Source organism: Granulicella mallensis, assembly GCF_014203225.1.
Lineage (GTDB): Bacteria > Acidobacteriota > Terriglobia > Terriglobales > Acidobacteriaceae > Granulicella > Granulicella mallensis_A.
This window is the reverse complement of the sequence record NZ_JACHIO010000002.1, coordinates 363,116-374,887: the sequence shown is the minus strand read 5'-3', so window position 1 is coordinate 374,887 and position 11,772 is coordinate 363,116. Positions and strand designations below refer to the sequence as shown.

Here is an 11,772-nt window from a genome sequence, read left to right as displayed (position 1 = left end):
GGCGTTGATTAGTTTCCTCCCGCGACTGATCCCAGTGTAGGCGATGCCAATTCCAGGCGGATGACGTCGTAGCAGATACCGCTCATAGGACTACCGGCAGGGACGGTCAGTACGATGGTGTTCGCTCCCGGCTTGAGCAGGGAGGCGTCGAAGGTGAAGTCCTTTTCGGTCCATGTGCCTTCGACTCCATCGCGGTTGATGACTGAGCCACCGCCAAACATATTGGTCAACTCTCCAGCAGACTTATCGTTGACAGAGATTGCAAGTGAGCGCGTTGAAACGCCCGAGAGACCGAAGCGCAATGTAGCTTGGCCGGTGGGCTGAGAGGTGCCGGGCATATTGAAGTGGATGGTCCAGGGCGTGGCTCTCCCCTCGGCCTTTCCGGTGGGGTCGTCGACGGTCACGTGGGGTACCTGGTAGATGAACCAATCCTGCGCAGGATCGGATTTCCCGATGGTGAAATCAACGTCATGGGGAAACAACTTCGAGTATTCGAGGTAGAGACCCCAGTGCCAATGATCGTTGCCCATCTTGAATTCTTTGGCGGAGCGGTTCGGTGTTCCAATCTGCCAGAGCTGGCGACCGAAGTGTACGGGGTGCCACTCGATGGTACGCAAATCGAGCGGCTTACCGGCTTCTATCGTTATGGGATCGGAAGCATATTCTCCGAGAACGCCATCCGTTACGGCGTGAAGCTGGTAGGTTCCAGGCCGTACATTCCGGATATTGAATGATCCATCGGTCGCGCCATTCACCCAGAACTCATAGTGTTTTGCATCGTTCTGCCAGGTGATGGGTTGAGGTGGGAAGCGGAAGGTGCGAGCTCCGCGTGGACGATGAGGCACATACGTTCCGCGATTGAGGATATGTCCCTGGGCATCGCGCTGGGGCCCGGGATCCGGCGTTGTCTCTGGTTCGGCAGGTGGCGGTGGAGGAAGCGGGGCTTGCGCTGGTGCGGGTTGATCGGGGTAAGAGAGGCCCACAAGGAGATTCGTAAACTTCATGGAGGGTGCTTGTGGGTCGACAAGCTTGAGACGTCCGTGGACGGTAGTGCGTTCCGCAGCCTGAGGATAATCAACACCCTTTACCCAGGGGTACGGCCAATGTGCCGACTCGACCGTTGCCTGGTGTCGTGCCTCTGCAAACAGTGCATTTGGAGAAGCTCCGGTGGGGACGTAGATGAAGATAGGGCCGACCACTTTCGTCCAGGGCTCATTCGCGTCGAAGTTGAGTACGGAGCCTCCGTAGTGTGTGCCGCGCCAGTAGTCGAGAAGCGTAGGATCGCCACCGTCTCCGTCATCGATGTGGCCGCTCAGCTCAAAGTGGAGCGGGCCGGAGGAAAGATATTCCATGGAGGGATTGATGAGATAGAGCCCAACCTTTTGAGTCGTCGATGCCCAACCGAAGGCGGGCGTTTTGAACTGGTCCGTGGAGTAATCGTATTTGTGCTCCGCGCGACCTTTATAGATGCCTGTCGTAAGGCGGCGTGCTTCCTTCATGTTGAGGTCAGAGGCTGCGTCCCAATCGGCTCCGGTGGGCATCAAGGCGTTCCGCTGGTTGTCGACTGAAAGCCAATCGAACACCTTACCCGAAAGTTTGAAGCCGAAGCGTGACTCGCCGACAGAGCCTGTGGGATAGGTCGATTGATGCGTGAAGATCGCATAGGTATAAACACCATGCGCAGAACGCGCGAGAGTGTAACGAATCTCAAGATCTGCAATGAGGCCTCCCTCCTGTCCGGCTGCGGTAGGATGCGGGCCCAGAATCGATTGACCGTCGGAATAACCTTTGACCGAAACCTCGACGAGGTCGGGAGTCTGAATGGTTATCTTTGTTTCGTGGCGCGCCGCTAGTGCAGGGCTTTGCTCCCAATAGCCGGCATGATGGCCGGAGAGATAACCCATCAGCTCAATATTGGGAGTCGTTGTGGCAGGAGTTTTTAGAGAGGTGAGATCTCCGGTCCGTTTATCGATCTTCACTGTAAGGTATCCGTTGGTCATCGTGTAGGACGAGCCATCTTCTGTCACCGTGACCGGCGGGGTCGTGGCGACTGCCCTGGCGGCGGGAATTGTCATGGCAGAGCAAAGGGCTAAAAGAGAAAGTATGCGCACGAGAGACACGGCGGAGCTCCTGACAGGTAGAACAATGGCGGTTGTAAAAGAAGAGAGGAACGATCAGGGCCAGGCACAAGGCATCTGTGCCTGGCCCTGATCTTTAGAAGGTGATGCGACCTGAGAACTGGAATCTGCGATTTCCGCTAAAGCTGGTTAGTTCACCGAAAGCCGATGAGGTTGCTGCTTTTGTTACCGATACGGTCTCAGTCTGATTGGAAGGGAATGCAAAGGTGACTTTGTTTGTCACGTCGAAGCAGTCTGCTCTGAAAATAAACTTGACTCGTTCCGGAGTGATATTGAAGCTGCGTTGCAAGGCTGCATCCAGGTTGTAGTGACTTGGTGTCCATAGGTTGAGTGAGCTGCGTGGAGAGCTGCCTATCTTTGTAATAGGAACAGCATTCGATGGAGCTCCTGCCGGCAGAGCGAAGGTTTGCAGAGGAGCAAAGGCCGTAGGGTCGAGATACTGTGTTGTGGCGAAGTTCGCATAGGTCACACCTTTTCCGCCATACCCGCCGTGGATACGGATCGAGTCGAGGGTCCGCCCGGGCGCAAGATCGGGCATGCAGGTTCCTCCCGATGGATTCGTGCATCCTGATCCCACGACGAGAAGAGGGTTTCCAGAGGTATAGCTGAAGATTCCAGCTATTTGCCAACCTCCAGCCAGATTGCGTAGAGCCCAGTTGTCCCCGCCAATTTTGTTTTTGCCGAAGGGAGACTTGGCCAATCCATAGGCATTTAGATTTTGAGGAACGTCGGTGATGACCAGGTCTCGGTCGGCACGATTATTGCCTGCTATGGCGACGCCATTGGAAGACGCTGATGCCGGTACGGCGAAGGCGCTGCGTGTTGTGCCGTCGTCGCCGATATTACGGGAGTAGGTGTAGTTGAGGGTGAACGTGACACCTTTGAATTCACGCTGTTTGAGCGTGAGCTGAAAGGCGTTATAGCTAAGGTTGGCCACATTATCCCATTCCGGACTCGGTGGGCTGGAGTACTGCGGATAAGGACGCAACATACGGCCGATCGTTGCATTTGAGTTTGCGCTGCCGGACTGTGTCTGCGCATAGGTGACATAGGGCACCTTTACGGATGGATCTGCAGCTTCGGCAATCGCAATGTTCGCCGGAGTCGCGGGGGCATTGAGGATGTTGGTGGCTCCATCGGTAGCGAGTACGGAACCCAGCGTGGCAAGGTACTTGGGATCAAGCTGCCCTGACCAGAATCCTGCAATGCCAGCCCCTCCGACAAAGTGGGATTCGCTTCCCGAGTAGCCCAGCGTGACTGTCATATCTTTCGTCAGGACTTTCTGCATCGCGAAGTTGTAGAAGATGAACTCCGGCGCACGACCGGAGAGATAAGGATCTGCATAGGAGGGAGCGCCTCCTGCTGTTACGTAGCTCCCAGCTCCGTTTACGTAGTTTCCGATGCCCAGTACGAGAGAGGACGCGCTCGGTCCTGTCGGAGCTGGAATTGCATAACCTGGCCCGCCGAAGTTCGTGTTCGCCACACCCGCTGCCGTAAAGGCGGTGCTGTTGTTGAGATAGTACGACGGTCCGGCGGCTACTCCTGTACTAACTGCGGGGGGGAGAATAATGCTGGATCCAAAACCGCTTTGTCCGGTTCCGGAGGCGTCACCAGCGCGGCCTCCGACTCCTCCCGCACGTGAGTATGCAATTGCGAAACCTGCACGGAAAACCGTCTTCGGATCGGGAGAGAACTCAGCCCCAAGGCGTGGTCCCCAGTTCTTCCAGTAAGTCTGCACAGGAGTCCTGCATTCGCAACTGATATCCGAACCGCGGAAGCCGGCGTACTGAAGCTCTCCTGCCGTACCTGTCTGGGGATTGTTTATGTTGGGATTGAAGAAGGCGAACCGGTCCTGAGCTTCATGAAAAGGCGGCAGGTAGTCCCAGCGCAAGCCCAGATTGAGGGTCAGGTTGGGAAGGATCTTCCAGTCATCCTGAAAGTAAGGAGAGATCGGACGGAACCGGCCTCCTGTTTCGTTGAAGAGAGGGACTGAGGTTGCACCGCTATTTACAGCACCTAGAAGGAAGCTGGCATAGGAATATCCCGTAGCCGTGCTGCTCAGACTGGTTCCGACGTAGTTTGCGGTCGAGGTTCCTGCAAAGGCCTGGGTATAGATGCCTGAGGGGCTGCTCTGCGACGTTGCATTGTCCTGCAGCCACTGCATCTGGATGCCAAAGGTCATGTTGTGCTGGCCCTTGTTCCATTGAAAGTTGTCGACAATCGTATAGGCGTTAGGCACGGTATTGTGAGTCGCATCGGACGCACCCGCTTCTGTCCATGACGATTGTGCGGTAGCAAAGGCTGTGGTTGCGCCGAAGGTTGTACCGGGGAAGTTACCCGAGGATTGTCCGGGAGGCAAGCCTCCAATGCCCAGGTCAGGACCTGCACGGTAAGGGGCCAGTCCATCCGTGGGGGCTATCACCGGTTGAGGGAACCGGGTGAAGCCATATTTGAACTGGTTCACCATGCGCGACGTAACGGCGAAGGAGTGTTCGAAGATCAACATGGTAGGCGAAATAGAGGAGCTGTCAGCAGCCGCATAGGGAATAGGGAGGTTCGCGCCATAACCTACAGTCTGCCGAACACCATGCGAGTACACGAAAGAAAAGCGTTGCGACGAAGTCAGATCGTAGTCAATTTTGAATACCAGCTCATGGTTGTCGAATCCGGAGAGACCGCCTTCCAAGAAGTTATTTGCAATACCCGGCAAGTTGGGGTCGGGCATATATTGCTGCTCGTTGAGTGAGATGGGAGAGAGGTAACTGGTTGGGATGACATTGGCGGTTGGAACGCCGTTCTTCAGGCCCATGAAGGGTTGACGGGTGCACGTGCTTCCCGCACAGGAGTTACTCAGTGGGTTATAGATATAGGTTCCTGTACCGAGTTCGGTAAAGTCGCCTGTCTTCATCAAGGCTGTTGGAATGGTGAACACGCTTGGGTTGACGCCGATTCGGCCGTGGAACTTATCGTAGTTTGCGAAGAAGAATCCTTTGTGGCGGGTGAAGGGAATGGGGCCTCCGACAGCGGCGGAAAGCTCATTCTGGTGTTCGATATTCTTGCCTGCGGGAACGGTTGTAATCTTGCCGTTGACCACTGCGCTCGTTGTCGCCTGATTTCCCGCAAAGCCCCAGGTGTCAAAGATGGTATTGCGGATGAGGTCGACAATCTGTCCGTGATACTTATTGCCACCCGATTTAATGGTGAAGCCGATTGCGCCCGCGCCCTGGTACTCCGCCGAGGGACCACTCGATATGATCTGCAACTGATCCACCGATTCGACAGGTACGCCATTGGCCACAACGCGATTGTCTCCTTGCTGATTCGAAGTGGTAGTGGGTATGCCATCCATGTAGACCTCAGCGAGGTAGTTGCCCGTGCCGGAGAAGATAGGTGCGCGTGCACCGCTCTGCGCTCCGACAGCAAGAGTGGCAAACCCTGTGGGATCGCGTTGCTGGTTATTCATGATCAAGGGCAGTGACTCATAGGTCTCATTGGTGATCACTGCTTCAACGGCCGCATCCGTGGTCTGTAGCTGCGGTGGAGCTTCCGTTACGGTGACGTCCTGCTGTGAAGAACCCACATTCAGCTTCGCGTTGAAGCCAGTTACGGTCAGCCCATTTACTTCAATGTTTTTCTGCGTGAGTGTTTCGAATCCTGCGACCTTCACCGTAATGGTGTAAATGCCAGGGATCAAGGGAGTGACGCTGTATAGGCCGGCTCCGGAACTTACGCGTGTCGTTTTGACGCCGCTCGCTTGATCGGTTGCTGTAACGGTCACGTGAGGAATCACCGCTCCGGTTGTATCTGTGATCGTTCCTTCCAGCGCTCCTTGTCCACCGGTCTGCGCCAGTGCGTTATGTCCGTCGATCAGGAACGGTGCCAGCAGAAACAGTAGTGTCAGACTGACCGCATATTTTGCAATCGCCTTCAAAAGCTCTTTGCTGGCGTACGTTTTCTTCGTAATCCTATGCTGCATACCGCCTCCAAAAGTTGTTCTTTTGTTCCCACAATCCAATGCGGTGTTTGAAGCCGTTGCAGAGTGGGTTGTTCGAGCGGCGATCATTTAAGCAGCCATGAATCGTTTGTGTCAATGGGAAAATAGTTTCCTATTAGGCAATGTGCGTAATGAGCCTTGCCTGGCTTCGAACTTTTGCGCATAGAAATGCGGCGGGGCGTGTAAGCCGCCGTGAGCGAGGTTGGTGCGAATTTGTTCGATCGTTCGGACTGCCCGCGCGATCAAAAAGAACGAATAAAAGAGGCTGGTTTGACGGGTATGGCTTTGAGTAAAGTGGTGCCGTTCGTGAGGCCTGGAGCCGAGGCTGTTACTTGAATCGTTCCTTTAGCTGCAGTGGCACGAATGAGAACAACGGCTCTTCCTTGATAAGCATGCCGCTGAGGAATTTGAAACGAATCATGATCGGCGTTGCTGCCATTGTCGACGGCGACAATCGTTCCAGGTCCGCTTACTGAAAAATGAATGAGTGTGGACGCGCCCGGTACTTTATTTCCGTTCCGATCGTTCAGGGAGGCTTCGACATAGACGAGATCCTCCGCCCCCGCGGAGACTGTGTTCCGCTCTGGCGATAGAACAAGGTGTGTGGCTTCGCCTGCCGTGCGTAACTCATCTTCGGCAACTTGCTGGCCGTGGTTGTAGGCGACAGCCTTCAAAGTCCCTGGGACATACGCGACCTTCCAGATAAGTGCGGAGGCATCGGGATGCAATTGTTGCTTCCCGAGCGAGACCCCATTGAGGAAGAGCTCAACCTCTTCGCAGTTGGTGTAGACCTCGACTGATTCGTTATGTGGTGCTGGATTCTGTGGTGTCCAGTCGAGAAAAAGAGACTGTCGGAATCGGAGCGGCGCCGACTCGTAGCCGGGGTCTCCTGATAAATGTTCGGTGGGCGCGATACGGCGAGCCATGTGCACATTGGGCTGCGATGCCCACCAGCTCTGACGCTCAAAGGCACGGGCACGCGGATAGGCAGTGCGATCCAGAAGACCGGAGCCATTGCCGATAAGGGGCCAGTCGCCGCCTTCACGAGCTTCTCCGAGATAGTCGATACCTGTCCAAAGAAATTGTCCGGAGTAGGGTGGATGATCGCGAAGCGCGAGCCAGATGTCGCGATCATGGCCATTTTCCGTGCCGACGATCTTGCGTGTGGGCTTCGCTTCGTGCGCGGCCAGAATCTCTTTTTCGCGATAGTTCTGCCCGACGACATCGAGCAGATCGGCAAGACCATTGTCATAGTCATGGCTTACGTTGGGGCGGAAGAGTGCCTGCGTGACGGGGCGCGTCGGATCGTTCTCGTGAAAGGTAGCCACGAGGGAGGAAAGAATCTTGTGGGCCAACTCTTCGTGAGGCGTGTCATGAATCTCATTCCCAGCACTGTAGAGGATGATGCTGGGATGATTGCGGTCGCGACGGACAGCGTCACGCGTGTCGCGCAGAGACCACTGCTGGAAGAAGAGGTGATAGTCGTACGGATTCTTGCCGACAGTCCAGGCATCGAACATCTCATCCATTACGAGAAAGCCGAGACGATCGCAGAGATCCAGGAACTCAGGTGATTGAGGATTATGTGCCGTGCGAATGGCATTGACGCCAAGCGCGCGCAGTGCGAGCAGGCGATGCTCATAGACTGCGGTCGGTACAGCGATCCCGACAGCCCCACCATCGATATGGAGCGCCGCTCCTTTCAGCTTGAAGTTGCGGCCGTTGAGCCAGAAGCCGGTGTCGGCGTCGAAGTGAAATTCTCGAATGCCGAACTGCTGTTGTTCGTCATCGGTAATTGTGCCACCGGATTTTACCTGCACAATGGCGCGATATAACTGCGGACTGTCGATGTTCCACAACGCTGGCTTGGTGAGATTGATGTCGGTGTTGAACTGTGCGGTACCGCCCTTGGCGATAGTTTTCGCAGGCACGTTCTGCGTGGCGGCTGTATGGCCGTCAGGGCCGATGAGCGAAATTGTCAGCGCTGTGTTCGCCTCGGCAGAGCTTTCATTTACTACCGTGCTCTGCACATGAACAACAGCCTTGTCGGCAGTGATGGTGGGTGTAGTAACGAAGACACTCCAGGGATCGAGATAAAGATCCTCTGTCGACACAAGACGTACGGAGCGATAGATACCTGCGCCTTCGTACCAGCGGGAAGCAGGCTGTTGAGAGTTATCGCAACGAACCGCGAGCACATTATGAGCTCCGGGCCCAAACTGAAGGTGGCCTGTGAGCTCATAGAGAAAACTGACCGTACCATTCGGACGATGGCCCAGATGATATCCATTAATCCAGACGTCGCTATTGGCCATCACTCCATCGAAGACGATGTAGAGATGGCGATGCGAGTCCTGCTGGGGGAGCGCGAATTCCTTGCGATACCAGCCGATGCCGTTGGGGAAGTAGCCTCCTCCTTGTCCGGTCAGATTGGATTGGGCGACCGGACCCGCAATGCTCCAGTCATGCGGAACACTGAGCGAACGCCACTTGCTGTCATCAAAGCCAGGCTCTTCGGCATGGTCTGCGTCGCTCTGCAGAAATCGCCACGCGTCGTTGAAGTTGCGTACCTGCCTGGTCGAGCTCAGGATCGGACTCTTCGACCTGGTGCCAGATGCAGCACGAGCTGCCGGAACCAGAGTCGGCATGAAAAATAAGAAGGACGCCGCAAGGGAAAGACCGGTAGCGCGCCGGCATCGATTGCCGAATGAGGGACGAAGCAGGGCGATCAAGGGGCAGACTCCGATGACAGGGGATTCACGAAACTCGATGGAACCTGTGCTCAGCGTTTCGATGCCGACGATCATACCCTTTCGATAGTTTGGTAGGGAAATAATTCCCCAAATGCATTGCGCCTGCTGTTCTGATCGTTGTTTTGAGGGTTGAAATGATTCGATGTATTCCTATTGAAAAAATTTCTGTACTACAATGATCAGCGTAATGCGGGAGCGTGTTTGTGGTCTGCCACGACGGCTTCTGATTCCGAAAGCACCGGGGAACCCATGTCGAATACCTCTTCCCGCCGTGAATTTCTGACCACTGCGGCTATAGCCGCGGTGGGATTGCCTGCCATTCTTCGCTCCGGCCTTCCTGTCTTTGCCGCCACGGAACAGGCTCAGACGTATAATCCACCGTCCTCTCCCCGAGAGAAGTTGGACTTCAATCTCGATTGGCGCTTTCTTCGTGAGGATGCGGTGGGCGCCGAGACCCTGCAGTTCGACGATGCTCAGTGGGCCACGGTGAGTACGCCACATACGTTCAACGATGTCGATTCCTTTCGAACGATCATCTCCCACAGCGGCGGCGATCGAGGAACCTACAAAGGACTCTCGTGGTATCGCAAGCACTTTAAACTTCCGGCGAGTTTAGCGGGTAGCAGAATCTTTCTTGAGTTCGAAGGGATGCGCCAGGCCGGCGATATCTTCCTTAACGGAAAGTCTGTTGGTCTCGATGAGAATGGGATTACCGCTTATGGGGTCGATATCTCCGATGCCGTGAAGTTTGGTGCGCAGGAGAATGTGCTGGCCGTAAAGGTCGACAACCGGACGAATTATCCGGAGCGAGCGACGGGCACCACCTTTCAATGGAACGCCAACGACTTTAACCCGGATTTTGGCGGCATCCATCGCCATGTGTGGCTGCATGTGACAGGGAAGATCTACCAGACCTTGCCGTTGTACTACGGGCTTGAGACTACCGGCGTGTATGTGTATTCGGGGAACTTCGATATTGCGAAGAAGCTCGCCGATGTGACGGTGGAGTCGCAGGTGAAGAATGCCTCGGGAGACCGCGCCACGGTTGAGTTATCTGCTGTGGTCGTGGATGCAAGCGGGCGTTTGATCGCACAACTCGAGGGTAACTCGGTCGACATGGTCGAAGGAGAGAAGACCGTCATCACTGCAAGTGGTGGTTTGAAGAATGCACGATTCTGGAGCGTGGAAGATCCCTATCTGTATGACGTCTACACCGTTTTAAAGGTCGATGGAAAAGTCGTGGATGTGGAGAGGTCTACAACGGGATTTCGCAAGGCTGAGTTTAAGGGTGGGGCTGGAACCGGCGGAGTCTACCTGAACGGCAAGTTCGTTTACCTGAAAGGCTTTGCGCAACGTTCGAGCGATGAGTGGGCCGGTCTGGGGCAGGCTTATCCGGATTGGATGCACGACTTCACCGCCAATATGATCCGTGCCTGCCATGGCAATTACATTCGCTGGATGCATGTATCTCCTCAGAAGGTAGATGCGGATGCGATGGCGCGCTATGGCGTGATCCAGGTGTGTCCGGCGGGAGATAAAGAGGCTGATACCCAGGGCCGCCGCTGGGAGCAGCGTCTTGAGGTGATGCGCGCTTCGATGATCTATTTCCGCAACAATCCGAGCATCCTGTTCTGGGAGGCGGGTAACACTGTAGTCACCGCAGAGCACATGCAGCAGATGGTTGCGCTGCGTAAGCAATGGGACCCCGAAGGGGAACGTGTCATCGGTGCCCGCGGCAATAGTGACGATGCGGCCAATAGCGCTATTTCACCCATTGCAGAATATTTTGGCGTCATGCTGGGGCAAGATCCAAAGACGGACCAGCTAGAAGGGAAGAGTGCGATATTCCGGGGATATAGTGCCGATCGTCGTGACCGCGGCCCTATCATCGAGACCGAAGATTTCCGGGATGAAGGCGCACGACGTTTCTGGGACAATGACTCTCCACCGTACTTTGGCTTTAAGAAAGGGCCGGAGGATACGTACGAATACACCTCGGAGAGCTTTGCGCTGGCTGGCATTAAGCGCTACTGGGCGTATTGGCAGAATCGCATCTCGAATACCGATCCTGCACATTCAAAGTGGTCAGGATATGCCTCAATTTATTTCTCCGATTCGAATGCGGATGGAAGGCAGGATTCAAGTGAGGTCGCTCGTGTAAGCGGCAAGGTCGATGCTGTGCGTCTGCCGAAGGAGATCTACTATGCGCATCGCGTAATGCAGAGCGAGAGCCAGGATCTTCATATCCTCGGGCACTGGAGTTATCCAGTAGGGGCACAGGCAAAGAAGACGGTGAAGACGATCTACGTCGTAGCGAATGTGGAATCCGTGGAGCTGTTCCTCAACGGGAAATCCATTGGCACAAATAATAAGCCGGACGATGGATATGTTTTTGCATTTCCTGCCGTCGAGTTTGCCCCGGGAAGTCTGAAGGCGATAGGCCGTATCCGTGGCAAGGCTGTGGTCAATCAGGAGTTGCTGACGGCTGGATCTCCTGCAGCGATACGGCTGACGCCCATCGTAGGTCCACAGGGACTCCAGGCCGATGGGCAGGACGTAGTTCTTGTCGATGTTGAGGTGGTAGACGCGCAAGGAAGGCGCGTGCCTACTGATGACGCTAGAGTTGATTTCACTTTGACTGGGCCAGGGATATGGCGTGGTGGATACAACAGCGGCAAGACGGACTCGACCAATAACCTGTATTTGAACACTGAGTGCGGCATCAATCGTATTGCCGTGCGAACTACGTTGTCTCCCGGCACTCTTACGGTTACGGCCAAGCGCGACGGACTCAAGCCGGCACAGGTACAGATTGTGGCCAAGCCTGTGGAGGTCGTGGATGGTATTGGGCACGGCCAAATTCAGAGACTTACGCTGCCTTCATGAG

4 protein-coding genes are annotated in these 11,772 nt (G+C 55.2%); 1 reads left to right on the top strand and 3 read right to left on the bottom strand.

Annotated features, from left to right (window positions below):
• Positions 1 to 8: 8 nt before the first annotated feature.
• The 3 genes from HDF15_RS03265 to HDF15_RS03255 form a co-directional block, all read right to left on the bottom strand.
• Complete coding sequence (locus tag HDF15_RS03265) at positions 9 to 2,120, bottom strand: polysaccharide lyase family protein (RefSeq protein ID WP_184252822.1); 2,112 nt, start codon at positions 2,118 to 2,120, stop codon at positions 9 to 11.
• 94 nt (positions 2,121 to 2,214) lie between these two features.
• A complete protein-coding gene (locus HDF15_RS03260; protein WP_184252821.1) occupies positions 2,215 to 6,114 on the bottom strand; it encodes a TonB-dependent receptor in 3,900 nt (1,299 codons plus the stop codon).
• Between the two features lie 260 nt (positions 6,115 to 6,374).
• Entirely contained in the window at positions 6,375 to 8,939 is a 2,565-nt protein-coding gene (locus HDF15_RS03255) for a glycoside hydrolase family 2 TIM barrel-domain containing protein (protein WP_184252820.1), read from the bottom strand.
• A gap of 195 nt (positions 8,940 to 9,134) precedes the next feature.
• On the opposite strand from HDF15_RS03255, the gene HDF15_RS03250 reads away from it, so the two are divergent.
• Complete coding sequence (locus tag HDF15_RS03250) at positions 9,135 to 11,771, top strand: DUF4982 domain-containing protein (protein ID WP_260330790.1); 2,637 nt, start codon at positions 9,135 to 9,137, stop codon at positions 11,769 to 11,771.
• The last annotated feature ends 1 nt before the right edge of the window (position 11,772 follow it).

Bases quoted from the DNA above. Each gene is read 5' to 3' on its own strand.
- HDF15_RS03260 (WP_184252821.1), bottom strand. From the start codon at position 6,114: ATGCAGCATAGGATTACGAAGAAAACGTACGCCAGCAAAGAGCTTTTG.
- HDF15_RS03255 (WP_184252820.1), bottom strand. From the start codon at position 8,939: ATGATCGTCGGCATCGAAACGCTGAGCACAGGTTCCATCGAGTTTCGT.
- HDF15_RS03250 (WP_260330790.1), top strand. From the start codon at position 9,135: ATGTCGAATACCTCTTCCCGCCGTGAATTTCTGACCACTGCGGCTATA.